Here is a 25473-nt window from a genome sequence, read left to right as displayed (position 1 = left end):
AGAGCAGGAAGTGGCCGCACAGGACCGCCTGAAGCGCATTGACATCCGCGCACCGCAATCCGGTTATGTGCATCAGCTCAACGTTCATACCGTTGGCGGCGTGATCGCTCCGGGTGACACGCTCATGCTGGTGGTGCCGGAAGACAGTGATCTGGTGATTGAAAGCCGTGTTCAACCGGTTGATGTGGATCAGCTGCAAGTGGGACAGGACGCCTATGTGCGCCTTGCTGCCTTCGATCAGCGCACCACACCTGAGCTGGGCGCAGCTGTGCTCAACGTCTCTCCAGATCTGACCCGCGATGAGGTCACCGGCGAACCGTTCTATCTGGCACGTCTGAAGATCCTGGAAAGCGAAATGCCAAAGCTGAACGGCCAGACCCTCGTCCCGGGCATGCCCGTCGAAGGCTTCATCCAAACCGGCGAACGAACAGTCCTCTCCTACTTCATTAAACCCATGCAAGACCAAATCGCTCATGCGTTGAAGGAAAAGTAAGGAACCCCTTACTTCTTCGGAAGGCGACTTCATTGATTTTTGAGGTCGTGAGGACTAGAATAATAACCGGAGTGGAAAGGGAGCTTACGCCCCCTTCCCTTTTCTTATTTGAAAGAGACTCGGAGTTGCATTAGCCAGCTGTTCCGAGTCTTTTTCATTTTAAGCGTGAGTGAAATGGGGAATAACCTCATCCCATCACCTCCGGTTTAAAGGCAAGGCTGTTGCCTCAGTCGGATAAGCCTATCTTGTCCGATGCATTGGCTGGCACAACACAGCTGCTTTCGCCCTCAAAGAGCCCTCAGCTTAGCATCGAACATCGCGAACTTTATCTCCCTGATTTTGGGGATTATTTCCAATCGCCTAGTAATTGAGAAACATTTAGAGTTTCGCCTGACGGTAAGGAAGTGGCACTCAAAATTGAGTTCTATTTCTTGAGCTCACATTTAACTCTATTATTTTTGCGGTGACACTCAGATTTTCTCTGCTTGGCAGTGACGATTTTAAAACCCTTAACTCGCTCACCAAAAGCCTGCTCTAGAGCTTTTTTAAGTTTATTCTGCCAGCTCTTCTGAAAAGACGTGCCGTACCCACCATGTGGGATTACTGTAATAGTGCCGGGGGCAAAACTTCCCGCAAATGTAGCATCACCAATAGTGAGCGTGCGAGTTCTATTAGCAAACCTGCCATAAGATTCGAAAAGCGCATAACGACCTCTGCGAGGCTCCGCCGCAGGTCGCATTATGTAATACTCACCTTCATATTCAAATGAGACACCGAACCCTCTAAAATACAGTTTACTTGGATCAGAGGTTTTTTTTCGAGTGCAATCTTCGAAAAACTTACCACCCTCAATACGACAAAATGTATCATTCATTATAATATCGGTATCGGCATAGCGCCAAATAACATAGCTATTTTTCTTTTCTAATGGAAAAGCATCAAGAGCAAATTTGTAACTCGTAACAGTGCCACATGCACCTAGTAGCAAGGCTACTAATCCAATAGCGAACCATTTCCGCATGCCATTCTCCTTTTAACTTTAAGCTAAAAGGCACATAACTAACAAATTCGACTCAATCAACAAAACCAAAACGCTTAACACAACTTACTCAATACAATTCCAATATACACATATCATAAATTGATATTTATTATACTTCTACTTATAGTACTTAAAATTAATCTATCCTATACAGCTTACAAAAGCATAAAATTTAGAAAACACTGACACCAACACAACTGAGATCTATCTTCATAACGATTATTAGATGCTCAATGAAGGTCGATGATCGTCAAGCAAAACGGTGCGACTTACTTTTTTAATACAAAAAAAAGCGGCTCTGGGAACCGCTTTTTCTGTTCTTGTGAAGGCCCTCGCAAACTCGCGAGGGCCTTCTTTTTTGCTTAAACGAGCATTTCGCTTGGGCTGCTGAGGTCCAGGCCGATGACGAGTGGGTCATGGTCGGACGCGCCGTACTGGTCGTCAGTGTAGAAACCAGCATCGGTGAAGCGGCTGTTGTAGCTGAGCAGGTCTGGCTCATCAGCATTGATGTGCCACTCAGCAAGGCCGGTCACCTGATCAGCAAGGCTGTCGGATGCCAGAGCGTGGTCCAGAGAACCGCGCTGACCATCAAACACGAAGCTGTAAGCTTCATCGCCCAGGTACTGAGACAGAAGATCGGTCATGTCGCCGCCCTCTACCAGTTCCTGTACGGAGTCGCCTTTGCCGTAGGTGTTCAAGTCACCAATCACGAGGATGTCCGGATCAAGACCTGCACCTGCATATTCCGTTCTCAGCCACTCATGCAGCTCTTTTGCTGCATCTTCACGTGCCTGAGCCCAGAAAGCCTGCCCGTCACCCTGATCGTAGTTTGGATCAGCGATCAAGGCATCCAGATCTGCCTGTACCTGGTCAACATCAGCTGCCGGAATGGTACCTGCATCCAGTTTACCCTGAATGTCTTCCACCAGGTCGCTCAGGCCACTTGGACCCTTGGACTTGTAGTGGTTGACTGCGAGGGTAAAGCGTTCGCCGTTTGCATCCTCAAAAGTGGTTGCAACGGTTGGGCGGTTACGCTGGAAGTCACCTACATATGAACGATCAGCAAAGTCCTGCAGACGATCCGCAATCGCGTAAGTCGCATCCGCACTTGTTTCCTGATAGGTGTAGGTTTCTGTCTCAATGACAGTCAGCTTGCCAGGACGGTAGATCATACCGGTGGTGATGGCATCAGACCCGATCGGAGCCCCGTCAGTCGGGTTCACGAAGGTGTAAAGCTCATCAGTCCGACCCTGAGCGGTCAGTTCCGCATTCAGTGCATCAACAAGAGCGCTGATTGCAGAGGCATCATCAAAGCCGTTGTTCTCCAGTTCCTGAAGACCAAAGACATCCGCATCGATATCAAGCATTGCCTTGACGATCTTGTCGGTTTGACGCGCAAGATCTGCCTCAGAGCTCGCACCGCGCTGACCAAGACTGGTGAAGTAGTTCAGCACGTTGAAGCTGGACACTTTCAGATCACCGCCCACATCAGCAGGCTGGTCAGGACGCGCACCGGAGTTGGTGCTTTCATCGATGGAAATCTGGCCGTCAACGATCAGAGTATGACCATCGAAGCCTTCGGTGAGAATGCCTTCGATCGGTGCATCGATCTCTGTGCCAAGACGCAGAGTTGCCCCTTCAGAGAAGTCGTCACCGCTGTCCAGATACCCATTGCCATTGTCGCCGTTTTCTTCGGTAACTGGCACGTAGGTGAACTCGTCAGGGTTCTGCTCAGAAGAACCATCATCGATAAGGATACGGTTGTTCTGGTTCATTTCCTGATGTTCGATGATCTGGTCAAGCTCATCCTGCGGATCGTACAGATGGGTTGCCTGATACTGGGCGCCAGCGGAAACTGTAATCTGACCGTAGCGGTCGAAATTGAAGTTTTCGATGACTGTCAGAGCATCGTCTGTACCGGAGCCTACGCTGACGCGCATGCCTTCCAGAGCTTCCAGGTTATGCTGGCTTGTTGGAGACAGAAGTACCTGCATGTATTCTGGCAGATCATTGCCGGAAGACAGGATGCTCAGATCCCCAATGTTAGTCAGCTGTGTCTGGCCACCAAACTCTGCAACGGTACCACCGAAGGACACTTCATCACCAACTGCAACGGTTGGAGCCGCGCCGGTGTAAACGAAGATACCTTCAGAAGTTGCGGAGTTGCCGTCGCTGTCAGTTGTTTCTTCCTGCAGATAGAAACCACTGCTGGTCACGCTTGTTACAAGCGCGCTGACGTAAACGAACTCACCAACCATGCCGGATTCTGCACCGTCACCCTGAATGGTGGAGATGAGTGTCGGCGCGGTATCGTCGTTCACAACAGTGCTGGTTGCAGTCTTGGTTGCGATCTTGCCACCCGTTGGGTTGCTCAAGGTCACAGACAGGGCTTCGCTCAGCTCGGTTGTTTCATCGCCAGTGATGTTGACTGTGATGGTCTTGGTGGTTTCGCCAGCTGCAAAATCGATGCTGCCAGATGGCAGGGTGCCACCGAAGTCAGCTGCATCAACATCGCCGCCAACAGCAAAGTCAACAGTGCCAGCCTCAGACAGATCACCGTCACGAGTCACTGTGAACTCGAAGGAGGTTACGCCGCTGTCGCCTTCAGCTTTGGAGTCAGCCTCTGCTGCGATAGCGTAGGTTGTGGACGTACCGCCACCGCCTGTGGTGTCGCCTTCCAGCTGCAGGTTCTGCAGAACGAATGCTTCATTGCTGCCGTTTGCAGAGCCTTCAACGATGATGGTCAGCTCGGAGCCTGAACCTTCCAGATCAGCAACAAGTGTTTGCAGCTGGTTGGTAAGAACAAGGCCAGAGTTGGTTTCAACCATCGGATCATTCAGATCAACAACCTTACCGCTGGCAAGGGTGTAAGACTGAGCGCCGTCATTGTCAGAGGTGAAGGCGAACAGAGTTTGCTCTTCGCCACCATCAATGGAGTAGCGGATGGAAATGGTGTCATCAGACTCAAAGTCACCCATTGCACCAGCATCCAGAGACAGGCTGATATTGCTGTAATCTGAGATGTCGAAGCGCCAGGTTGCGACCAGCGGGTCACCATTAGGATTATCGTCGTTGACGGTATCGGTCAGACCGAAGAACTCACCAGTGTTGGAGACTTCATCGATAACGCCGACTGCATCATTTTCGAAGCTGCCATTGGTGGAATCGACCAGCGAGAACGGAGCGTCGGCAGCGGTGTACTTGCCAAAGCCGTCTGCAGGACTGGTGAAGTCTGGTGCAGTGCTGGTGTACTCGATCAGACGATCATTCTGTGAGTCCACCATGTCAAACGCGAAGGTTTCGCGCACAACAGCCGGGTTGCCCAGGATCTTCAGGTTCTGCAACGCAAACGCTTCAGAACTTCCGTCTGACTTGCCTTCAACGCTGATGGTCAGCTCAGAGCCAGTGCCTTCCAGATCAGACACGAGGGTCTGCAGCTGGTTGGTCAATACAATGCCTGCGTCTGCATCAGTGAGCGGGTCATCCAGATCAACAGTCTTGCCGCTGGCAAGGGTATAGGTCTGTGCACCGTCATTGTCAGAGGTGAAGGAGTACAGAACCTGCTCTTCACCACCATCAATGGAGTAGCGGATCACAAAGGTGTCTGTGCCTTCAAAATCACCCATTGCACCAAGATCAAGGGAAAGACCCAGATCTTTGTAGCCTGCAATGTCGAAGGTCCAGGACGCTGTCAGTTCACCATCATTGTCATTGTTGATGCTGTCGGTTACGCCGAAGAACTCACCAGAGTTGGTGGCTTCATCGATGATACCCAGAACGTCATTCTCAAAGCCGCCATTGGTGGAATCGACCAGTGAGAACGGCGCGCTGTCTGCAGTGAACTTGCCGAAGCCATCAGCAACGCTGGAGAAATCAGGCGCAGTGTTGGTGAAGCTCACCAGGCCCTGATTTTGAGAGTCGACCATGTCGAACGCGATTACGTCACGCACAACTTCGTTTTCGTCTTCAACAGTGACGGCAACACTCTGCGTGTCGGTGCCGCCATCAGCGTCGGTGACAGTGACTTCAACCTGATAAACGTTGTCGCCATCAGCATCTGCTGGGGCTTCAAAATCAGGTGCTGTCTTGAAGCTCAGCTGACCGGTTTCAGCGTCGATTTCAAACAGCTCTGCATCAGTACCAGAAACGGAATAGGACAGATCTGTGTTGTCTACGTCGGTTGCAGATGCAGTCGCCACCTCAGTGGTGTTTTCTGCAACGGAAACGTCAGAAGCGACAGATAGAACCGGAGCCTGATTGGAACCAGTCACGGTCACAGTAACGGTGACGTCTTTGGTGCTGCCATTGCCGTCGGTGACTGTGTAAGTAAAGGTATCTTCTGCAGTCTCGCCTTCACGCAGGCTGTCAAAAACATTGCCTGGGTTGTAGGAGACCTGACCGTTCTCAAGAGAGACGGTTGCGCCAGAAGCGCTGCTTGCGGAAACTTCAGTGATTGTCAGCGTGTCGCCGTCATAATCCTTGTCGTTTTCCAGCAGAGTGGCAGCCTCAATCACAAGACCTTCATCGCCGGATGCAACAGCATCTTCACCAGCGCGGATCTCGTTGTTGCGACCATCCAGATAGTAAGTGTAGTCATCAGCTGCGAAGTGAACTGCCTCGACATTCATCAAGGTGTCTTTTTCAGAGCCGTCATTTGCAATGACTTTGGTCTTTGGATTCCACCAGCCACCACGCTGCTGGAATGAATAGTCATCGATTGAGCCTTCATAAACGGCTGTATCGAATCCACGGCCACCATTGATGCTGTCATTGCCTGCACCACCATGGATGACATCGTCGCCACCAGCTGCGCTGATGCGATCGTTGCCTTCACCAGCAAAGATAAGGTCATTGCCCTTACCTGCCCGGATCCAGTCATTTCCAGCATATGTGGAGATGGTATCGTTACCGTTGAAACCCCAGACCCAATCAATACCGTCGGTACCCGTGATGACGTCATCCCACCACGTGCCAAAGTTTACGCTGATCGAGTAGAAGTTAAATCGAGGAAAGAAATTGAACATGTATCAACCCCGTTACAGTTCATCTTATCCGAGTCCGTCACTCCCCTCCCAGTTTTGAGCCGGGAGCCAAGACGAACGATTATTTTTTGCTAGATGCCCGAAAGATTTTCTGCAGCATGCATCGACAGTTTTCTCGATGTAGAGGGTGACGTAAAGGACGTATTGATCAATTTTTCACTTTTCGCATATTATTTCGAATAATATTTTCTTTTGTGAAATTTTTTTCAACTTCGCGTTGCATATCAATGTCAAGGCGACAGGAAGTTACCCAGTGCTGTGCATAACTCGGGATGCTTTTAAACACAGTTTGGCTCCTGCGCGACTCATATTTCACAAAGGCGCACTGCGAATCCATAGATACAATTAAAATTTAATTATCAAAATCACGATTTTTGCGGGTTCATGGCGAGGGGTAGGCACCGGCTTGAGTAAAATCATACCAATTCTATATTTTATCTCATTTAGAGTATCATTTTCTAACTTGACTTATCTTTGTAGTATGTAGTTTCTTATATTCAATCTTTTCAGCAAACTAAGCGAACTTAGAGTGTGTTCGCCATAACAAGAATCTGATGAGACGGAATAAAGAGACGGGGCAAGCATGTGTAATTTGATCGATAAAATCAGAAAATCAGTGATTGGTGAGGACGCAGCCATTGCCACGGCATTTGGTCGTAAGCCATTGGTTTATGCGGATTACACAGCCTCAGGTCGTTCGCTGAGCATGATTGAGGATTACATCCGCGATCACGTTCTGCCTTACTATGCCAACACCCATACAGAGACCTCCTACACAGGCGCACAAACCACCGCACTGCGCGAGCAGGCCCGCCAGCAGATCCGTTCGTCAGTTAACGCCACCGACGATCATTCCGTGATCTTTTGCGGCTCCGGTGCAACCTCCGCGATCCATAAACTGATCGATATTCTCAACCTGAAACTGCCTGCAGACCTGAGCGCACGCTACAAGTTTGAGCAGCAGATCCCCGAGAAAGAACGCCCCGTCGTTTTCATCGGCCCTTATGAGCATCATTCCAACGAACTACCATGGCGCGAGAGCATCGCAGACGTGGTTTCCATTCCCCTTTGCGAAGGTGGACAGGTCTGTCTGGATGATCTTGAGAAACAACTGATCAAATACGCAGATCGCCCCCTCAAGATCGGCAGTTTTTCCGCAGCTTCCAATGTCACCGGCGTCAAAACCGACGTCGACACCGTCGCCCGTCTGCTTCACAAACACGGCGCACTCTCCTTTTGGGACTACGCCGCAGCTGCTCCATATGTGGGCATCGATATGGCTGGTGCTCAGGATGAGCAAGGCGACAGCACCAAAGACGCTATCTTCCTGTCACCACACAAATTTGTCGGCGGACCGGGCACACCGGGCGTTCTAATCGTCAACAATGCCATTCTTCAAAACCGAGTGCCAGCGATGCCGGGCGGCGGCACCGTCATGTATGTAACGCCAGAAGATCACCGCTACGTGGCAAACGCAGAACGGCGCGAAGAAGGCGGCACACCAGCGATCATTGAATCCGTGCGAGCAGGGCTGGTGTTCAAGCTTCAGCAAGCCGTCGGTACTGATGAGATTGAACGCCGGGAAGAGAGCTTTGTCTCCCGAGCCGTAGCCCGCTGGTCAAACTGCGAGAACATAGAGATCCTTGGCAACACCGAGGCGCCGCGTCTGTCTATCACCTCGCTGAAGATCACTCATAAAGGCAAAGACCTGCACTACAGCTTTGTTGTAGCGCTGCTCAACGATCTGTTCGGCATTCAGGCCCGCGGTGGCTGCTCCTGCGCGGGCCCATACGGCCACGCATTGCTTGGCATGGACATGCATTACAGCAAGGCACTGGAAGAGCAGCTGGTGGAAGGCCACATGATCCTGCGCCCGGGCTGGATCCGCCTCAACTTCAACTACTTCATTGATGAAGAAACCTTCGAGTATCTGGTCCGCGCCATTGAGTTGGTCGCAGAGCACGGCTGGAAGCTGCTGCCATTTTACCGCTTCGACCAAAACGACGCTGTCTGGCGCTACCAAAACCACAAAACAGAACTGGCCGCCTCTCTCGAAACACTCGATTTCAACGCACTGCCAGAAGCTGTTACAACATCAAAGCGCCCCTCTCTGGCGGAGACCATGAAAGCAGCCGAAGCAGAGCTCCTACGCAACCACTGCACCGAAGAACGCTACAACGTCATTCAACCACAAAAAGTGGAAGATCTCCGCTGGTACGTCCGCCCACAAGACGTCGCCGTCGCATAAGAGTAAGCCGAGGCGACGGAGATAACCCGTCGCCGGTTACCTCTCACAAATACTTCACCCAGTCTTCGTAGCGGCGGTCTACATTTGGGGTGCTCATGGCCCTGGTCCAGGCAATGCCGGCGGAGTTTCGAGCTTCGGATGGGGTCATGGAGAAGCGTTTTTTGAAAGCACGGCTGAAGGTGCTCTCGTAGGTAAAACCGAAGGAAAACGCGATTTCCGAGTTGGAGCGGTGGGCATTGCTGTTGCTGATGAGTGCCATCATTGCGCCCTTGAGACGTTGCTCCAGAATGAAACTTTTCACACCGCCGTAATTGCGGAACATCTCATATAGCTTTGAACGTGAGATACCTGCTTTTATGGCCACAGTTTCGGGTGAAAGATCTGGGTTCGACAGGTGCTCGCTGATTGTTCGTTTTGCCAGCATAATCTGTGCGGCATGGCTGTTTGCTTCGACCAGAGCCACACCTTCAGATGTGCTGTTCAGGCAAGCAGTAACGAGTGAAATCGTTGCCGGGTTAATATCTGCAGCTTGTGACAAGCTCAGTTGACCCGACAACTCTTTCAACGTCTTAATATGACTGTAAAGAAGCTGAACCATGGGCTGCGCGGCAGGCAATCTCCGCATATGCTGCCCATCTGGATAAACCAGCTTAGGTTCGAGCAACTCCCTGGGAATAATCAGGGATAGGTTTGAAAATGTATTGGTCCAGGATTTTGACGTCCTGGCTAAATCAAAAATGATGAGGCCATCCTGTGCAACAGAATGTTGTGCACCGTCATGCTCGAAAATCATGTCTCCCGTTTCAAACAGTTGGATCATGAAGTGGTCCATCCCATCTTTTGCGATAGTCAGCTCACTCCTCTCCCAAAACTGCTTTCTGCTTTTTGTCCGGGCCAGAATAATTTGCCCGAACATATGCGCATCTACTTCTGCGGTGAATTCATCAGACCTGACGGCATGATCTGCTTCCACCTGAAACATGAAGGAGATACTTTCCTTCCAGAGAGAGAAGCGCTCATCTGGCGCAACGCCATCAACGGAAAACACAGCCTGAGGAATAGGCTGAGAAATCTCCGCTCTTGGCGCTCCGTCAATGAGATCCACCTCACTCAAAATATGTCCTCGTAAAATCAACTCAATTTATACGTGCTTTTACTAAAACCTTATAGCAATTATATACATCTCCAAGAGCCCCCCGAACAATGACGTGACGTCCAGATCATTGTGCATTTTGTTTGGAACCGCCTGAAAACTGAGTTTTTTCCTGAGAATCTTGCATTGATGCATGAAGAGAGCACAACGAGCGGGGAAGACGCAGGCATTAGTTTCCGGCCCAATGGCTCTCAATCAGGTGAACGTAATGTGATTAAACTGGGAACGGAGCTGTCTTGTATTCCCCTTTCCAAACTCACACCTAAAGAAGTGCTCACTGCACATATCTCGATCTGTGCGTTTCCCCATCGAGCTTCTTAAGGATCTCCCAATGGCCCTGGATACTTCTGTTCCTCCTGCCTCCTCGTTCGTAACCGTATTGCCCACGCTGCTGCTGGCTGGTGTCATTGGCGAAACCGCCTTTGAAGCTTATGCCTGGTTTGTCTCACCGCTTCTGTTTGGGCCGGTTCTGGAACCTGCGTATCTCGTTACAGCACTGGCGAACAAGTTATTCGGGCTCTCCATTCCATATGGTCTCGCCTTCCTGATCCACTTTTCCGTTGGCGCAATTGTCTTTCCGCTTGCTGTGCTTGCAGTGCATCAAGTGACCAGACTTCGGTTTTGGATTTCTGGCGTGGTTGCTGGTGTGCTCCTCTGGTACATCGCGCAAGGTATGCTCGCGCCCTTTATTGGCAGAAGCTTCATGATGGACTTTGGCGCTTATACGCAGTCCTCATTCCTCGGACATGTGGGCATGGCCGTTGTGATGGCTTTGGTTTTCAAGAAGGTGTCTGAAGGCCGCAAAAACCATCGCTAACACCAAGACTTGGAGAGAGTGCAAGGCACCCTCTCCTTCTGCTCCACCTAAACCGCGGCGGAGTACTTCAGCCGGATGACCAACTGCTGCGTATCCTCATTAAAGTCTTCATGCATTTCCTCAAAGCCGTAGCGAGCATAAAAGCCACGCCCGATTGGATTGTGCTTAAAGACTTCCAGTTCAACGCTGTCATGAAGCGAGGTGGCCTTGTCCATCAAAGCCTTCCCGAGCTTGCGCCCGTGAAAATCTGGATGCACAAACAGTCCGCCCACTTCATTGCCAAGTAATGAAATAAACCCGACGACAGCGCCGTTCATTTCAGCAACCCATGTCTCTGCATTGGGCAGATACATGTTTCGGATGTTGTCGGTTTCATGAGCTAAAAAGCTGTCGCTCAGAAAAGGGTGAGCGAGTTTGCTGGCCTCAAGCCAGACGTCAACAATGGACTCGGTGTCGCGAGTTTCAATTTTGCGGATCATTTCTATGTCCTGAAGAGTGCCGCTAATCGGCGCTTGATGTTCGGAAAATGAAGCCATGCGGAACCAGCCGTGCAAATGGCACGGTCTTAAGGTTGGAAGCATGCATAGGGGTTCTTCGTTTGAACCCTCAGATCCGGGACATCAAATCTCCTCTGAAACACATTAGGAATACGCAACCTAAACCTAAGGGGCGCAATGTCAAGGCAACTCAGATTTTCGGGTTCGATGTGCTGCTAAGGGTGCAAATATCTGCGCCTTACCATCTCATGATTTCCGGAAAATATTAGCCGGCTTCGGGACTTGATGGTGAAGACGCAACCGTTGCCCGTTTCCTATTTCGGACGCGTCTTCGCCACCGAACAGGCTCATTTCACCGTCAAGAACGGGTAAAAAACATTCCAGAGGACAGTTTTAAACATATTATTGAGCCAAAAAGGCAAGTTTATTCGCTCAGTGAACTGAGTGAAAACCTTCCCTATAGTGGACCCTAATCCTCTGAGTTCTCTACTTCCTTGATTTTCGTTAGGTCCTTTTTGCTTTCAAAAGGACAACTGCAAGGTGCCAATTGCGCAAAAACACTTGCGTTAGATCAACGTCCTTCATCTACGCAACAGTACGATTGGATTGATCGTGGGAGAGGTCTGTAAAAATGTCTACTACAATAGTTAGCAGTGAAGTGGAGAAGCTCGCTGAAATTCCCTTGCTTAAACGGTTGAGTACCGAGGCAAGAGAACAGCTGCTTCGGGGTGCCACCAAAAAATCTGTCTCGCGCGGTGAGATGATTTTTTTTCAGGATGATAAGGCAGACGCGTTCTTTATCGTGCTGGAAGGATGGGTCAAAGTTTTTCGCGCGACAAGCAGCGGTGATGAAGCCGTTGTAGGGGTATTCACCCGTGGGCAAACCTTCGCTGAAGGAGCTGCCTTTACAAACTCAAACTATCCAGCCTCTGGTGAAGCGGTTACGGATAGTGTGGTGCTTTGCATTCCAGTGGCCCACCTGGCCAACTCAATCGCAGCAGATCCGAACATCGCGCTGGCAATGATGTCGTCTTTGTCCATGCACTTGCATCAGCTCGTGTTGCAGATTGAAGGGTTGAAGACCCATACCGGTGCACAACGTGTTGCCGAATTCTTGCTGAACCTGAGCACAGAACCTGCTGGTTCCTGCACATTGGTGTTGCCCTACGACAAAGCACTCATCGCGGGTCGTCTGGGTATGAAACCGGAAAGCCTGTCTCGCGCGTTCCAGAAGCTGAAAAGCTATGGCGTCGAGGTCAAACAGAACCGAGCAATCATTTCCAACGTTCAGGTTCTGCGCACATTGGTAGAGCAGGAACGCACAGTGGTTATGCATTCAAGCCACGGCTAAGATGTTGCGTTAAAATGATTTTGCCCGCTCGCCCGCGCCTGGGTTTTCATCCCTCATAGGCTTCTTTGATGAACTCGCCAAGATGTTGTAGTTCCTCTCCCCGTGGTGAGCTTTTTCGCCATACGAGCGCTATTTCTCTTGGCAGTGCCTTATCTACATCGATGAGGCACACATCATAATTATCCGTCAGTCCTGCAGTAATCGCGACGTCTGGCAGAAGTGTAGTTCCCAGCCCTTCTGCCACCATACCCACCAGAGTGGACAGGCTAGTCGCTTCAAATGAACTGTCTTGAACCGGGCCGTCGGGTAAAAATGCAGACAGGGCATGCTGTTGTAAACAATGCCCTTTTTCCAGCAACATCATCTTGGTATCTGTCAGGTCCTGCCCTTCTACATGTTGCCGGTTTGCAAGCGGATGTTGAGGTGTGACAGCCAGTTTGTATCCATCTTCAAACAATGGAAAATGAACAAGGTCGCCAATCTCAAATGGGAGTGCCAGCAAAACGGCATCCAGATGCCCGCTCTGTAATGCAGCCAACAGGTCATGGGTGATGCCCTCTTTGACAAAGAGGCGAAGTTCCGGAAACTTCTTCCGAAGCTGCGGCATTATCCCAGGAAGCAGATAAGGTCCAACTGTAGAAATCACACCCAGTTTCATGTCTCCAGACAGGAACTTAGAGTTTGCCGCAGCAAAATCTACAAAGGCTTTTGTATCGAGCAGGATATGACGTGCGCGATCAGCCAGTGAGTTGCCCAGAGGTGTAATTGTGACAGAACGCTTGGTTCGCTCCGCCAAATGAACACCAAGATTCTGTTCCAGCTCTTTGAGCGCTGTGCTCAGAGCCGACTGGCTCACATTACATTTTTCTGCTGCCCTGCCAAAATGTTGCTCTTCAACAAGTGCCACCAGAAATTCCAGCTGGCGAAGGCTTGGTAGATGACTCATATGTTTTATAGATCACTGTATTATTATTAATCAATTTCACTAATTAATATAGATCGATATTGTGCATTTATCAAATCAATTGAGCCCGAGGAAAATAAATGTCAGAAGAAACTATCATCACATTGCCGCAGCTGAACACACCAGCACCAGATTTTACTGCTCCGACGACTGATGGCACCAAATCATTGAGTGATTACAAAGGTCAATGGCTGGTTCTCTTTTCACATCCAGCTGATTTTACGCCTGTCTGCACAACCGAATTCATTGCTTTTGCGAATGCAGCAGAAGATTTTGGCAAGCTCAATACAGCATTGCTTGGCCTGTCTATCGACAGTCACTACTCACACATCGCGTGGATGCGAAACATCGAGGAGAAGTTTGGCGTTCACATACCCTTCCCGATCATTGCGGACCTCTCAATGGAAGTCGCCAAAGCCTACGGCATGATCCAACCCGGAGCCTCAGACACTTCTGCTGTTCGCGCAACTTTCATTATTGATCCTGAAGGAATTCTGCGGGCGATGGTTTACTACCCAATGACCAACGGGCGTTCAGTTGATGAGTTCCTACGCTTGATCAAAGCCTTGCAAACATCTACCGAACACGGTGTTGCGACTCCAGAAAACTGGCAGCCTGGTGACAAAGTAATCGTGCCACCACCAGCAACAGCGGATCTGGCTGAATCACGTAAATCAGCTGGTTATGAATACGTTGACTGGTACTTCTCTACGAAAGATGTGCCTGCTTAATACGAAACCTGAGACGGAGTTCAGGTGATTAAAGTGCCTGAACTTCTCACTCAAAAATCAGAATTATCTCAGAGCAGCCCTTGTAGGCTGTGTGGGCAAATCTCGTAGCACTGAAACTCTTTGGTTGGCGAAGCCACGAGTTAAGCTAATTTCTTGCAGATAGCTGACCAAGTGCTGCGCAAGAGCATGCTCACAGCCAATTACCGGTGCAAGTTTACATCCCGCAGGAGCGCTCTCCATAATTTTGGAGATATCTTCCTGGCCGTGTAAGCCTCCACTGGCAAACAACGGAACAACGATTGCATCTTCGGAAAGTGTCAGGACAGCCTTTTCGACAAAGGGTTCCTCGGAGAGGAATGCCACGCGAAGTTGCTTGTAATCGTAACGATTTTCCAGATGCTCTTTGAGTTGAAGCGCGCAAAGCCGTGATTCCGGTCCGACTGTCGAGCCATGGGCAACGATCAGCACTTCCCGGTCGAGTTCCGGCTTTAACAACGTGCTTTTGCTGTTTGGCGCCAGAGTACTTTGAATACTCTGTGAAACCAGATCAGGTAGGAAGGGCAATACACCAAGCGGGGGTAACAGCTTGATATACTGCCCGTCTCGGTTCAGATTTTGCCATGCACCTTCTTTCTGTTGTTGCAGGTTTGGGTCCAGCCCCAATCGGCGAGGCAGGACTGTTTTGCAGAAGTAGCCGTTACTTAAGAGGAGAGGAAGCACAAGCACGCGCTCGTGCGGGAGGCTTTCGACTACTTCCTGTAGCGGCGGGGTTCCTTTCATCACCCCACTCACCACATCCAGTTCGGGCAGTAAGGGCGCCAGAGCATTTTTCAGGCGAACGTGGCCTGGTGTATTGTCGGCGCCCTTGCCGCCCAGATCTCCATGAGCAGCAAGAACAAGTGCCAGATCGCTAGTGGCTCGTACCAGCGGAGAAGGTGATCTTGTTCCAGACATTGTACTTTCCAGATGGCTTACTCATTGGAATGCGCTTCACTTCTTCAAGCGTTTTCGCATCGTAAATGATGATCATGCCGTCATTTTCCCAGATAGAGAGAATGGCGTGGCTACCATCGCGGTCAAACTCGATATGAGCAGCGGTTTTACCCGGCAGCGGTTTCAGCGTCTTTACGATCTCAAGCGTTTCTTTATCGATCACGTACATCTGGTCCTTGTTTGGACCAAAGAACACGTCCGCCCAAGCGTACTTGGAGTTTTCGTGAGATCGCATGAAGAAGCCGGGACCCGCCGTATCAAGTGTCTTCAATACGGACCAGTTGGACATGTCGATCACAGAAATCTTGCTCTCGCTCAGATGCGGCGTCACCATCACTGGTTTCCCCTGCCACTCCCAGCTGATGCCGGAGCCTAGATGCGGGAAGCCGGGTAGATCGATTTTGGCAATGGTCGCGCCTTCATCCATGTCCACCACAACACCGCTCTTACCGTCACGAGACGATCCCATCAGGTGTTTGTAGGACTGGTCGAAGAAGAAATCGTCCATCGGCGCATCAACCTGAATACGGCGCAGGGCGAACAAACCTTCAGATGTTGGTTTCGCACCATCCTTGCCGTAGTTCTCAGCATCGACATAGGCATCAAACTCAGGCTCTGCCTTTGGATTGGTCGCCACTTCCCAGACTTCAGGCACATCCTTCATGGCAACAACGAAGCTGTCACGTTCTGGTGCTTGATAAACAGCAGAAACACGTGTGGTTTCGCCGCCCAAAGACTCTGCATCAAAGATCTTCTCAACGGTGAGATCCTCAGCAGACAACATCACCAGAGAATGTGGCAGGTAGTTTGCCAGTGCGATGTGCTTGCCATCGCGGGAAATCGCGATGTTGCGGGCATTGATGCCGCCGCGCACTTCGCCAACCACTTTCAGCGCCCACATATCGTACTTGGTGATCCAGCCATCACGGGACATGAAGAACACGTAGTGTCCGTCCGGTGTAAACTTAGGGCCGCCATGCAGTGCAAACTGGGTTTTGAAGCGGGTGAGCGGTTCAAACGTATCACCATCCATGACGGTGGCGTAGTGATCACCAGTCTCCACAACCACAAACAGGTTCAGTGGATCGGATTCATAGACCGGCTTTTCAACGGGCTTGTAGTCCTCGTTAAACACGCGGGTCGCGTTGATTTCCTCTTCACCCCACACCGGCATCGCGCCCAATGGGGTCTTTACCAGGTTCACCAGATCAGCAACCTGCTGATCGTTGAGCTGATCCCCGAAAGCTGGCATCTGGGTGTGGACACGACCATCCTTGATGGTCGACGTCGCAGCACTTACGCGCAGACGCTTCAGGCTTTCCGGAATGAGCGCAGGGCCGATGCCACCTAAGCGGTCGCCACCATGACACTCCGCACAAAGCTCCTGATAGGTGCCATTTGTGGCGTCAGAGACTGGATAAAGCTCCAGCTTTTTACCGCGTGCTTCCGCAGCGCCTGCCAACATGCAGGTTGCCAGCAAAACTCCGGCGAGTTTAGGCATAAACGTGTTTGGCTTCATGACGAGCTCCCCGGAATGGTGTTGTTTCAACGCGCTGGTGGTTCGCATCCCCAAGGCCGATCTCTTCATCCGTCAGGTAACAGGATGGATCTTCCGCCCAAGGGTCGCCCGTCAGCTGCAGCGCACGCACGCGCGTGTTGCCATTACAAATGTTGAAGTATTGGCAAGATCCGCAGCGACCTTTGATCTGGCGCGGGGTCTGCTTCAAACCAGCCATGACCGGATCGGACACATCCTGCCAAATCTCGGAGAACTTGCGCTCTTTCACGTTGCCGATCGTGTAGTGCCACCAAAAGCTATCCGGATGCACTTTGCCGGTGTTATCGATGTTGCCGATGTTTACACCAGAGGCGTTGCCACCCCAGCGCTCCAGCATATCTTCCAGATAACCAGCTTTTTCCGGCATATTCTCACGCACCCACTGCAACAGGTAGATGCCATCCGCATCGTTGTTGCCGGTCACGTATTCGTTGGATTTGCCAGCCAGCACATCTTCCCACGCCTTTTCAATCAGGTGGGTCATGGCTTTACGGGTCACGTTCAGGTGCGCATCTTCACCACGGTTCTTATTGCCGCGGCCTGCATACACAAGGTGAGACAGGTAGATTTTGTCTACTTTCTCGCGAGCGCACAGGTCCAGATAGTCATCGAGCGTATCGGCGTTGTCTTCTGTCAATGTAAAGCGCAGGCCAACTTTCACGTTTTCCTCGCGCAGGTAACGCACAGCCTGCAAGGACAGGTCAAACGCGCCATCCATGCCGCGGAAGTCATCATGCACCTTGCCAATGCCATCCAGTGAGATGCCGACATAGTCGTAACCGATCTCACCAATCTTACGCGCCATATCTTTGTCGATAAGCGTGCCGTTGGTGGACAAGGCGGTATAGAAGCCAAGCTGCTTGGCGTGGGCCGACAGCTCCAGCATATCCGGGCGCATCAGCGGTTCACCACCAGAGAAGATGATAACCGGGACGCGGAAGCCCTTCAGGTCATCAATAACCTCATAGGCCTGCTTGGTTGAAAGCTCGCCGGGAAAATCTACATCGCCTGAGGTTGTATAACAGTGCTTGCACTTCAAATTACAACGGCGGATCAAGTTCCAGATAACAACCGGACCAGCAGGTTTACGCGCTGGTGGAAGTGGATACGGATCCGCTAGAGCTTTGAGATAATGGGTCAGACGAAACACGCGGGCTCTCCCCTCTGCGACGAAGTCTAAGTCCTGTTTTTTTCAGGGTTTTTGTCGAAAACAGGACATCATTTCCATTGCATGATGTCCCTATGAGCGCCTCTATTTCCTTGACTAAAGTCAGACACTCTTCGCGAGTCTTTCCATGCACCATGGCAAAGACATTATACGGCCATGTGGGTAGCCATCTTGGGCGCTGATAGCAGTGGGACACAAAGTCCAGAGAACCCATCATTTGTCCAATGCGTTCAACGTCCTCATCAACGATATTCCAGACGGACATGCCGTTGGCGCGCATGCCAAGGGCGCGATGATTTGGCACAGCCGCAATACGACGAATTGCACCGTTTTCTTTCATGGAAGCAACGCGTTCCAGCACCAGTTCTTCGCTCACGCCAAGCTGATGGGCAATCTGCGCATATGGCTCGGAAACTAGCGGCAAACCTTCTTGCAGCGCAGCCACCAGAGCACGGTCAAATTCGGAGAATTCTTCGATACTATGCGTGCTCATACTGGAACCTTAAACTCAATGAAAAACTCGCGCTCTTTCGGGAACAGCCGGACCGGGATTCCGGTCAGCTCTTCAATGCGTTTCCCGCAACTCTCAATTTCGTCAGGGGTTTCCGTGGCAAGCACGAACCACATGTTCAGCTCGTGATCACGGGCATAGTTGTGCGCCACCTCTTCCAACGAGTTCACCTGTTCGGTCACCTCGTCATAACGTTCTTCCGGCACAGCCATAGCGCACAGACAGAAGGCCCCGCCCATTTGAGCAATGTCGAACATAGGCCCGAAGCGGGTGAGGATGCGCGTCTTAAGCAGCCATTGCAGGCGTTCAAGTAGCAAGTCTTCCGCAATGCCCAGTTCCGCTGCAACCGCTGCATACGGCTTGGAGACAACTGGCAAACCATCCTGCAATCGATTGATCAGCTTGCGGTCCAGATCATCCAGATGAACCTTGGCAGGTTCATTCAGGTGGGCGATATCTGTGCTCATGCACTTACTCCAACACTGCGAGACAGACGGGCACCACGCTGTTTGAAGCACTTGGTGGAGAACAGCACGTCGCTGCTCATCACATGCTGCGTGGCCGTGGTGGAAAGCCGGTTGATGACCTCCAGCGCCTCTTCACGGCTGTTCGCGTGGGTCATGGTGTACAGGTTGTACGGCCAAAGCGGCATCTCTCTGTTGCGCTGGTAGCAAAGGCTCACCATCGGGTCAGCAGAGAATATGGCGCCAACGTCATCAATATGCTCATCACGAACATTCCAGACCGTCATCGCATTCGCCTTGTAACCGATGGACCTATGCCGCACGACCACACCAAACCGGCGAATGATGCCAGCATCCTGCAGCACCTTCAGCCGTTCAAGCACGGAGGTTTCCGAGCGCCCCAGCTTCAGCGCAATGCGTAAGAATGGGCGGTCCGAGAGAGGAATGCCATCAGAAAGCTTTTCCAGCAGATTGATGTCACCGGACTCCAGAACCGACATATCGACCGGCGGGAGTACGGGGGTCTTCTTTTCCAGCCGCTGCTCTGTCAAAGAAAACCCCAGATCCAGATGGAAAGCCTTTTCCATCCGAAAAGCATGAACGACCAGATTGGTGTTCTGCTCAATACGGGCGAGCGTGGCCTCTAACGTCGCCCGATCCCGTTCAACAACCACAAACCAGATGTTGAGATCATTCTCACGCAGGTAGTTGTGGTTGACCCCCGGTTCATCGTTGATGAGCTGCGCTGCCGTTTCCACAAAGTGTGGAGGCGCTGACACTGCGGCCAGACAACTCGCGCTCACTGTGTTTGGAGCCAATACCGCGCCAATGCGCGAAATGACGCCATTAGCGACCAGCCGTTCGTAACTGCTGATCGCGTCTAAAGCGTCCACTCCGGTTTCCCGGGCTATGAGATTGAATGGCTTAGGGACAAGCGGAAAATTATGCTGCCACTTGTCCACCAACACGAGATCAATATCACTCAGCTGTGCGCTCATATCGCAAACTCCCCAATCGCTCGGGCGGCCAGTGCCGCCCTGGGAAAGCCGGGACCTAAAGCCCCAGCTGGTGTGCACGTGAAGTAAAGAAGATGCCGCTTGGTTTTTCTGCTGGCAGAACCTCTTTCAGGGAGAAATCCGTTGTGTCGTAGACATGAATTTCGTTCTTGTCACGAACGGACATCCAGACTTCGTTGCCGCGCGGAGTGAACTCCATATGCAACACGCCCGGTCCCGGCTTCATCGTTTTGATGATCTTGCGTTCCAAAATATCGATCACCTGAATGGTATCGTTGTGTGGAGGCGCAAAGTTCACCCAGATCTGACGACCATCAGGACGCGCCATGGCAAACACCGGCTGACCATGTACCTTCACGCGATCGACTTCGGTGAAGTCACGCTCATCCATGAACAGCACTTCGTGGCGACCTATGGCTGGCAATGCGTACATGCCGTTGGCTTTCGCCCAACCTTCCAGATGCGGCATCTTGTAGACCGGAAGTGGCTCTTCACCCTTACCGTAACCATCCATGATGCGCTCAACCGTCAACGGCTCTTTCCAAAGGTCAACATGGGCAAGACCGTCTTCACCAAACAAACCAACGATATAGTGGCGGCCATCGCCCGTGACCAGCGCGTCGTATGGGAAGACGCCGATGTCTTCGAGTTTGGTAATCTCAGGCTTCAGGCTCTTGGAATAGTCCAAAATCCATGTTTGCTCACCATCCCAAAGGGAGAAAGCAAAGCGGCGACCGGGCAGATCCACAAGTCCAATCGTTTTGGACTGGTTGCCAACTTCGTCGTAAATCGCAGGCACTTCGGAGACCAGCTCCAGAGTTTCCGCGTCAAATACATTCACGCCGCCCGGCTTGTAGTTGGCGACTGCAATCAGCTTGCCATCATCAGAAATGGCGCCGCCGATGGAGTTGCCAGCCTGCATAACGCGGCCAACAAGCTTGCCAGTAAGCATATCCACTTTGGACAGGCCACCATCGCGGCCAAACACATAGGCGTAGCGCTCGTCTCGCGAGTAAACGACAGAGGCGTGTGAGAGGTTGCCCAAACCCTCTACCTGAGCCAGCACAGTACGGTCTGTGCTTTCGACAATCAGGGCTGTTCCTGTGGCTCGTTCGATAATCAGACCCAGATCGCCCGTGGCGCGCAGGTCTTCAGAACTGGCTGCAGAAGCAAATAAAAGACCCGCACCTAAGGCTGCGGCAGCAAAAAACGTCTTCACTTGAATGCTCCTGTTTTAAGACCTTCCGCAATGAAGGCCGCTTCAGTTTCGGTGAGGAAGCCGCGCCATGGTGGCATTGCCGTTCCCGGCAATCCGCCAAGGATCACTTCCTGAATGACATCAGAGTCCATATGCTCCAGATTTTCTGGAAGGATTGGCCCTCCAAGACCGCCCTCAAGTGTCAGACCGTGGCAGGACCCGCAGTCCTGCTGCACGAAATCTATCAGCTTTTCGCGATCAATGATCTTGAGGGCCTCTTCGTCGGCAAGAGCCCCAAGGGGCGCTCCAGTCAGCAACGGAAGCGCCAGCACCCCAGCCTTCAGAAAAGAACGCAGCGGGTTTTGCGCACTCCGCTCTGTCTTAGCCATTGATAACCTCCAGATGAGGTCTATCGCCCCATTTTGCCTCACTGCCGGAGAAGGACGGCAGCTCCAGAGAGTCTTTCAGACCCACAACATCACCAATCATGAACAGTGTCGGCGCTGGTAATTTAGCTGCCTTGGCCTGCTCACCGATTGTGGTGAGTGTGCCGAACACTTTCTGCTCTTCCGATGTGGTGCCCTTCGAGATCGCAACAGCAGGCATATCTGCAGGCATGCCGTGCTCTACCAGCTTGGTAGAAATCTCGGCGATGGCGGCAAGGCCCATGTAGATCACGAGGGTGGTGTTAGGGTCCGCAAGGCTGGCCCAATCCAGATCGAGGGGTACATCTTTCTGGCAATGCCCGGTTACGTATCTTAGCCCCGTTGCAAGGCCGCGATGCGTGAGTGGCAGGTTTAGGCTTGAGGCACAGCCTTGCGCAGCTGTGATGCCTGGCACGACTTCATAGTCGACGCCGGCAATGACCAGTTCAGCAGCTTCTTCACTGCCGCGGCCAAAAATAAACGGATCCCCACCTTTAAGGCGCACAACACGCTTACCTTCTTTGGCGAGATCAACGAGTAACTGGTTGATTTCTTCCTGAGGAATAGGATGGCTCTTCGGCTTCTTCCCGACAGGATAAAGAGCTGTCTTAGGCGGAACCAGATCCATAATTTCCTGAGAGACCAGACGATCGTAAACAACGACTTCAGCGTCCTGAATGCGCTTCAGAGCTTTCACTGTCAGGAGATCCGGATCACCCGGTCCTGCGCCAATCAGACTGACCTTACCAATGCCTCTCATAACTCATTCCTCAAATCGAAACTGGCGAAAATAGAGGGGCAATCCGCGCCCCTCTGGTGATCTGGAGTGTTGCCGAACCGATGTCTTTTAAGGTGTTAGAGACATAGAACTTGCCCCAAGGAGCAATCAGGGGTTCGTCTTTGATGGCACCTTCATAATTAAGAGTGTTGTCATCAAATGCTGCTGGCTTCTTACGAGCGCTTACAGCCACGGCACTGACTGCGCATTCCTGCGCGATACTGGCCAAAAAACGGAGAATTGATTTAAACGACACCATAAACTCCAATAGAAACGAACCTTACCCGGCATCGTTATGTAAGCTTGCCCTCGAGCTTCTTACATTGACCATCGTCAAGTTATTGTGAGCGCCTCATGAAAGGCTATTATTCGCATATATTTCAATGGGTTGATGTGTGTAGAAATTTCACAGAAATGCAACCGCATGTGGTGATATCCCAGCTAAATTGACATAGGTCACGCGAAGGCAAAAAATACGTAGACTTCCCACAATAAATAATCGTTCTAAATTGGAGAAAGAGATTCCGTTTCAGGCATTTACTTCCCGGCAACGGCAAGTTGGCACCCGACCAGAGCTGCACGGAGTGCGCGTTTAGGGAAAAAACGCAAGGTCAGATTGGAACCGACCTTTTTACCTAACGGAACCTTAACCCCGTTGCCAAGCAACGTTTCCACCACTCCCCCATCCTCAGTAGGTTGAAATCAAAACCAACAAGCAGTTGAGTGCTGCCGACGTGAGGAACCGCTACATGAGTGAGGCGAAACCCTTTTCCTTCCTGAGCCCTATCAAAAACCCGCCAGCTTACGTAATGGATCCTGAAAAAAAGCATCTGGAAATCACTCTGGATGTTGAATACGACACCAACAATGTTTTCAGCTTTGAAAAGCCTCACAACGTCCCAACCTACACCCGGGTCTTCACAAGCGATCTTACCAAAGAGGCTGGAAACACTCTGACTGGCCCAACCATTGAGGTCAGGCCGGGTTCAAAGCTGCAGATCCACACACACAACAAGTTGCCGGAGCAGGACCAGACCGAGCCGGATGACATCAACTTCCCTTACGGGTTCAACAACTACAACATCCATACACACGGCCTGCACGTGACGCCGGAGTCTCCCGGAGACAACGTCTGCATGACCATTCGCCCCGGCGAAGCCTATGACTACGAGTACGATATTCCGGCGGATCACCCTCCGGGGGTCTACTGGTATCACCCGCACAAGCACGGGTCCGTAGCCTTGCAGGTTGGCAGCGGCATGGCTGGTATGATTATCGTGCGTGGCGCGTTTGATGATCAGCTCAAAGAGATGGGTGTGAAGGAATACTGCATGGTGTTCCAGAACATTGCCGTCAACGCTGAGGGCAAGGTGGAGGACCAGAAGCAGGTCGCCAAGTTCCCCAACAGTGAATACAACATCACGGTCAACAGCCAGTATTGCCCGATCATCAAGGTAAAGCCGGGAGAGCTGATCAATCTGCGCCTATTGAACGCGACCACACGCTCGTCGATCAACTTCGAATGCCCGTTCTTCGGGCAGATGTTTATCTACGGGTATGACGGCAACCCCACTGACAACTACCGCAGACAGGGGGGCATCAGCCTTGCCCCTGCGAACCGCGCGTCTATCCTGCTGAAAATCAGCGAGGCAGCCACGCCCGGCGCGTTTTATTACGTGCAAAATGACTCGGTCGAATACCAGTTTATTCCGCATTACAAGTACCACAACAACCCGCCACTCTTTGCCATTGAGGTGGAGCGCGGCGAAGAGATCGGCGCAGCGATCTACATGCCGAGCGAAACGGCTGAGCGCACCACTCCACCGCCTTTCCCGGAAAGCCTGCGTGGCGGACTGCTGGAACCAATTGGCCCAGAAGAAGTAACGAACAAACGCACGCTGACCTTCCAGGCTAATACGCTGGACAATCCCGACAAGTACTACCGCGGGGTGAACGTCACCATCGACCACGGCCAGTTTGGCGGCTGTGAGGTGGTCAATCATTGGGTTGAACTGGACGCCGTGGAAGAATGGACGCTGGAAAACGAAAGCGAGTTTCCGCATCCCATCCATATCCATGTGAACCCCATGTATGTCTTTGAGATTCAGGGCGAAGACCCCTTGGATTACACGCTGGAGCTTCCATTCTGGGCAGACACCATTCAGGTTCCGCCTCATGGACATGTGAAATTTCGCATGCGGTTCAAGGACTTCGTCGGCAAGTATCCTTTGCACTGCCACCTGCTCTACCACGAGGATGGCGGCATGATGCAGCACGTGAAAGTTGTCAGAGATCTGAAAGAAAAAGACGACTGGAACAACAACCAATAACGGATTGAGACAACATCGGGTTCACATGACTGAGGTACACGGCATCAGCCCTAACAACGAGCGGAAGCCAAAACGAATGCGCAGCTTTTCTCTGAGCCATTTTCTGCTTACCAATCCTATTGGTTATGGAGTGATGCTCGTGCTTCAGCTGGCTGTGGTAGCGATGATCACGCGGCCCGACACCCTTCATGTATTTGAAGTTGCTTTCATTCTCGCCATATTCTTTGCAGGAATGGTCAGCCTGCAAAATGCAGGTATGCCCAGCTACCTCTTCACGTATTTCTGGAGCGGGTTTGTTTATGGCGGGTTCGGTATGATTTTGGGCCACCAGATCGACCTGTTCATTGATCAGAACCTGGCAATGCAACAGATGAACAGCCTGACACTGGCTGCTGTTTATCTGAACTGGATGACCCTCATCATGGTGGGCGCTTGTATTGTAACCTGCTTTTTCGCGGATCACTGCAAAGGGCATCCGGCTTCCAAAAGCGCAAAAACCTTAATACACATCTTCGCAATTTCCATGATGATGTTTGGCGTTTACGTAGGCCATGCACTCAACCTGATACTGCACCGGAACACGTTTGACCGGTTCTATCTACAAGTCCTTGCCATGAGCATCTTCTTCACCATCGGCTATTACTGCGCTCTCAAGTGTCATGACTTGCTTCGCGACAGAAAGAAGGCCTGAGTG

General features: G+C 51.5%; 22 protein-coding genes. 7 read left to right on the top strand and 15 right to left on the bottom strand.

All coding sequences use genetic code 11. The features are described 5' to 3' along the window. The coding region (locus PsW64_RS20140; RefSeq protein WP_153042408.1) for an HlyD family efflux transporter periplasmic adaptor subunit at positions 1–493 on the top strand (493 nt) is incomplete at its 5' end. Between the two features lie 424 nt (positions 494–917). On the opposite strand, the gene PsW64_RS20135 is transcribed toward PsW64_RS20140, so the two are convergent. Both PsW64_RS20135 and PsW64_RS20130 read right to left on the bottom strand, forming a co-directional pair. Beyond that, entirely contained in the window at positions 918–1514 is a 597-nt protein-coding gene (locus PsW64_RS20135) for a hypothetical protein (protein ID WP_063304727.1), read from the bottom strand. Positions 1515–1897: 383 nt separating this feature from the next. Continuing rightward, positions 1898–6559: an ExeM/NucH family extracellular endonuclease gene (locus PsW64_RS20130; protein WP_063304726.1), complete on the bottom strand. Its 4662-nt coding sequence runs from the start codon at positions 6557–6559 to the stop codon at positions 1898–1900. Between the two features lie 601 nt (positions 6560–7160). Here PsW64_RS20130 and PsW64_RS20125 point away from each other — a divergent pair. Continuing rightward, positions 7161–8825: an aminotransferase class V-fold PLP-dependent enzyme gene (locus PsW64_RS20125; protein ID WP_063304725.1), complete on the top strand. Its 1665-nt coding sequence runs from the start codon at positions 7161–7163 to the stop codon at positions 8823–8825. A gap of 43 nt (positions 8826–8868) precedes the next feature. Here PsW64_RS20125 and PsW64_RS20120 read toward each other — a convergent pair whose 3' ends face one another. After that, complete coding sequence (locus tag PsW64_RS20120; RefSeq protein ID WP_208980902.1) at positions 8869–9807, bottom strand: helix-turn-helix domain-containing protein; 939 nt, start codon at positions 9805–9807, stop codon at positions 8869–8871. A gap of 502 nt (positions 9808–10309) precedes the next feature. Here PsW64_RS20120 and PsW64_RS20115 point away from each other — a divergent pair. Then, the gene (locus tag PsW64_RS20115) at positions 10310–10795 is read left to right on the top strand and encodes a hypothetical protein (protein WP_063304723.1); all 486 of its coding nucleotides are present in this window, start codon (positions 10310–10312) and stop codon (positions 10793–10795) included. A gap of 47 nt (positions 10796–10842) precedes the next feature. Here the strand turns inward: PsW64_RS20115 and PsW64_RS20110 are convergent, their stop codons facing one another. Then, the gene (locus tag PsW64_RS20110) at positions 10843–11274 is read right to left on the bottom strand and encodes a GNAT family N-acetyltransferase (RefSeq protein WP_063304722.1); all 432 of its coding nucleotides are present in this window, start codon (positions 11272–11274) and stop codon (positions 10843–10845) included. 649 nt (positions 11275–11923) lie between these two features. Between PsW64_RS20110 and PsW64_RS20100 the strand changes: the two genes are divergently transcribed. Next, on the top strand, positions 11924–12643 hold the full coding sequence (locus PsW64_RS20100) for a Crp/Fnr family transcriptional regulator (RefSeq protein WP_208980901.1): 720 nt from the start codon (positions 11924–11926) through the stop codon (positions 12641–12643). A 46-nt stretch (positions 12644–12689) separates the two neighbouring features. Here the strand turns inward: PsW64_RS20100 and PsW64_RS20095 are convergent, their stop codons facing one another. Beyond that, on the bottom strand, positions 12690–13589 hold the full coding sequence (locus tag PsW64_RS20095; RefSeq protein ID WP_063304720.1) for a LysR substrate-binding domain-containing protein: 900 nt from the start codon (positions 13587–13589) through the stop codon (positions 12690–12692). A gap of 98 nt (positions 13590–13687) precedes the next feature. Here PsW64_RS20095 and PsW64_RS20090 point away from each other — a divergent pair, with 98 nt between their 5' ends. Further along, the gene (locus PsW64_RS20090; RefSeq protein WP_063304719.1) at positions 13688–14338 is read left to right on the top strand and encodes a peroxiredoxin; all 651 of its coding nucleotides are present in this window, start codon (positions 13688–13690) and stop codon (positions 14336–14338) included. 63 nt (positions 14339–14401) lie between these two features. Here the strand turns inward: PsW64_RS20090 and PsW64_RS20085 are convergent, their stop codons facing one another. Genes PsW64_RS20085 through PsW64_RS20040 form a run of 10 tightly spaced genes read right to left on the bottom strand, consistent with a single transcriptional unit; the run spans position 14402 to position 22705 of the window. Next, positions 14402–15292, bottom strand: a complete 891-nt coding sequence (locus tag PsW64_RS20085) for a CbiX/SirB N-terminal domain-containing protein (protein WP_082831168.1) — start codon at positions 15290–15292, stop codon at positions 14402–14404. Further along, the gene (locus PsW64_RS20080; RefSeq protein ID WP_244277312.1) at positions 15249–16850 is read right to left on the bottom strand and encodes a nitrite reductase; all 1602 of its coding nucleotides are present in this window, start codon (positions 16848–16850) and stop codon (positions 15249–15251) included. Before PsW64_RS20080 ends, PsW64_RS20085 begins: the two co-directional genes overlap by 44 nt. Further along, positions 16825–18039: a heme d1 biosynthesis radical SAM protein NirJ gene (gene nirJ, locus PsW64_RS20075; RefSeq protein ID WP_063292899.1), complete on the bottom strand. Its 1215-nt coding sequence runs from the start codon at positions 18037–18039 to the stop codon at positions 16825–16827. Before nirJ ends, PsW64_RS20080 begins: the two co-directional genes overlap by 26 nt. Further along, positions 17975–18550 (bottom strand): siroheme decarboxylase subunit beta, encoded by a 576-nt coding sequence (gene ahbB / locus PsW64_RS27670; RefSeq protein WP_057463307.1) that lies wholly within the window; start codon positions 18548–18550, stop codon positions 17975–17977. Before ahbB (PsW64_RS27670) ends, nirJ begins: the two co-directional genes overlap by 65 nt. Continuing rightward, positions 18547–19035: an AsnC family transcriptional regulator gene (locus PsW64_RS27665; protein WP_063304718.1), complete on the bottom strand. Its 489-nt coding sequence runs from the start codon at positions 19033–19035 to the stop codon at positions 18547–18549. Before PsW64_RS27665 ends, ahbB (PsW64_RS27670) begins: the two co-directional genes overlap by 4 nt. Beyond that, complete coding sequence (gene ahbB, locus PsW64_RS20060) at positions 19032–20030, bottom strand: siroheme decarboxylase subunit beta (protein WP_063304717.1); 999 nt, start codon at positions 20028–20030, stop codon at positions 19032–19034. The genes PsW64_RS27665 and ahbB (PsW64_RS20060) overlap by 4 nt, the downstream gene beginning before the upstream one ends. Positions 20031–20085: 55 nt before the next feature. Continuing rightward, the gene (locus PsW64_RS20055; protein ID WP_063296037.1) at positions 20086–21267 is read right to left on the bottom strand and encodes a cytochrome D1 domain-containing protein; all 1182 of its coding nucleotides are present in this window, start codon (positions 21265–21267) and stop codon (positions 20086–20088) included. Next, positions 21264–21635, bottom strand: coding sequence for a c-type cytochrome (locus tag PsW64_RS20050; RefSeq protein WP_063287955.1), 372 nt, complete (start codon positions 21633–21635; stop codon positions 21264–21266). The genes PsW64_RS20055 and PsW64_RS20050 overlap by 4 nt, the downstream gene beginning before the upstream one ends. Beyond that, the gene (gene cobA / locus PsW64_RS20045) at positions 21628–22431 is read right to left on the bottom strand and encodes a uroporphyrinogen-III C-methyltransferase (RefSeq protein WP_057463311.1); all 804 of its coding nucleotides are present in this window, start codon (positions 22429–22431) and stop codon (positions 21628–21630) included. The genes PsW64_RS20050 and cobA overlap by 8 nt, the downstream gene beginning before the upstream one ends. 10 nt (positions 22432–22441) lie before the next feature. Next, entirely contained in the window at positions 22442–22705 is a 264-nt protein-coding gene (locus PsW64_RS20040) for a hypothetical protein (protein ID WP_153039712.1), read from the bottom strand. A gap of 493 nt (positions 22706–23198) precedes the next feature. On the opposite strand from PsW64_RS20040, the gene PsW64_RS20035 reads away from it, so the two are divergent. Beyond that, positions 23199–24779, top strand: a complete 1581-nt coding sequence (locus PsW64_RS20035; RefSeq protein ID WP_063304716.1) for a multicopper oxidase family protein — start codon at positions 23199–23201, stop codon at positions 24777–24779. A gap of 25 nt (positions 24780–24804) precedes the next feature. Next, positions 24805–25470 carry a hypothetical protein gene (locus PsW64_RS20030; RefSeq protein WP_063304715.1) on the top strand — a complete coding sequence of 222 codons (666 nt, stop codon included), beginning with the start codon at positions 24805–24807 and terminating at the stop codon, positions 25468–25470. The last annotated feature ends 3 nt before the right edge of the window (positions 25471–25473 follow it).

It is taken from the genome of Pseudovibrio sp. W64, assembly GCF_001623145.1.
Taxonomy (GTDB): Bacteria; Pseudomonadota; Alphaproteobacteria; order Rhizobiales; family Stappiaceae; genus Pseudovibrio.
This window is presented reverse-complemented; position numbering and strand designations above follow the sequence as displayed.

Bases quoted from the DNA above. Each gene is read 5' to 3' on its own strand.
- PsW64_RS20130 (WP_063304726.1), bottom strand. From the start codon at position 6,559: ATGTTCAATTTCTTTCCTCGATTTAACTTCTACTCGATCAGCGTAAAC.
- PsW64_RS20115 (WP_063304723.1), top strand. From the start codon at position 10,310: ATGGCCCTGGATACTTCTGTTCCTCCTGCCTCCTCGTTCGTAACCGTA.
- PsW64_RS27665 (WP_063304718.1), bottom strand. From the start codon at position 19,035: ATGAGCACAGATATCGCCCACCTGAATGAACCTGCCAAGGTTCATCTG.
- PsW64_RS20090 (WP_063304719.1), top strand. From the start codon at position 13,688: ATGTCAGAAGAAACTATCATCACATTGCCGCAGCTGAACACACCAGCA.
- PsW64_RS20110 (WP_063304722.1), bottom strand. From the start codon at position 11,274: ATGATCCGCAAAATTGAAACTCGCGACACCGAGTCCATTGTTGACGTC.
- cobA (WP_057463311.1), bottom strand. From the start codon at position 22,431: ATGAGAGGCATTGGTAAGGTCAGTCTGATTGGCGCAGGACCGGGTGAT.
- PsW64_RS20125 (WP_063304725.1), top strand. From the start codon at position 7,161: ATGTGTAATTTGATCGATAAAATCAGAAAATCAGTGATTGGTGAGGAC.
- ahbB (WP_057463307.1), bottom strand. From the start codon at position 18,550: ATGAGCACGCATAGTATCGAAGAATTCTCCGAATTTGACCGTGCTCTG.
- ahbB (WP_063304717.1), bottom strand. From the start codon at position 20,030: ATGAGCGCACAGCTGAGTGATATTGATCTCGTGTTGGTGGACAAGTGG.
- PsW64_RS20035 (WP_063304716.1), top strand. From the start codon at position 23,199: ATGAGTGAGGCGAAACCCTTTTCCTTCCTGAGCCCTATCAAAAACCCG.
- PsW64_RS20030 (WP_063304715.1), top strand. From the start codon at position 24,805: ATGACTGAGGTACACGGCATCAGCCCTAACAACGAGCGGAAGCCAAAA.
- PsW64_RS20135 (WP_063304727.1), bottom strand. From the start codon at position 1,514: ATGCGGAAATGGTTCGCTATTGGATTAGTAGCCTTGCTACTAGGTGCA.
- PsW64_RS20100 (WP_208980901.1), top strand. From the start codon at position 11,924: ATGTCTACTACAATAGTTAGCAGTGAAGTGGAGAAGCTCGCTGAAATT.
- PsW64_RS20120 (WP_208980902.1), bottom strand. From the start codon at position 9,807: ATGTTTCAGGTGGAAGCAGATCATGCCGTCAGGTCTGATGAATTCACC.
- PsW64_RS20080 (WP_244277312.1), bottom strand. From the start codon at position 16,850: ATGAAGCCAAACACGTTTATGCCTAAACTCGCCGGAGTTTTGCTGGCA.
- PsW64_RS20095 (WP_063304720.1), bottom strand. From the start codon at position 13,589: ATGAGTCATCTACCAAGCCTTCGCCAGCTGGAATTTCTGGTGGCACTT.
- PsW64_RS20050 (WP_063287955.1), bottom strand. From the start codon at position 21,635: ATGGCTAAGACAGAGCGGAGTGCGCAAAACCCGCTGCGTTCTTTTCTG.
- PsW64_RS20085 (WP_082831168.1), bottom strand. From the start codon at position 15,292: ATGTCTGGAACAAGATCACCTTCTCCGCTGGTACGAGCCACTAGCGAT.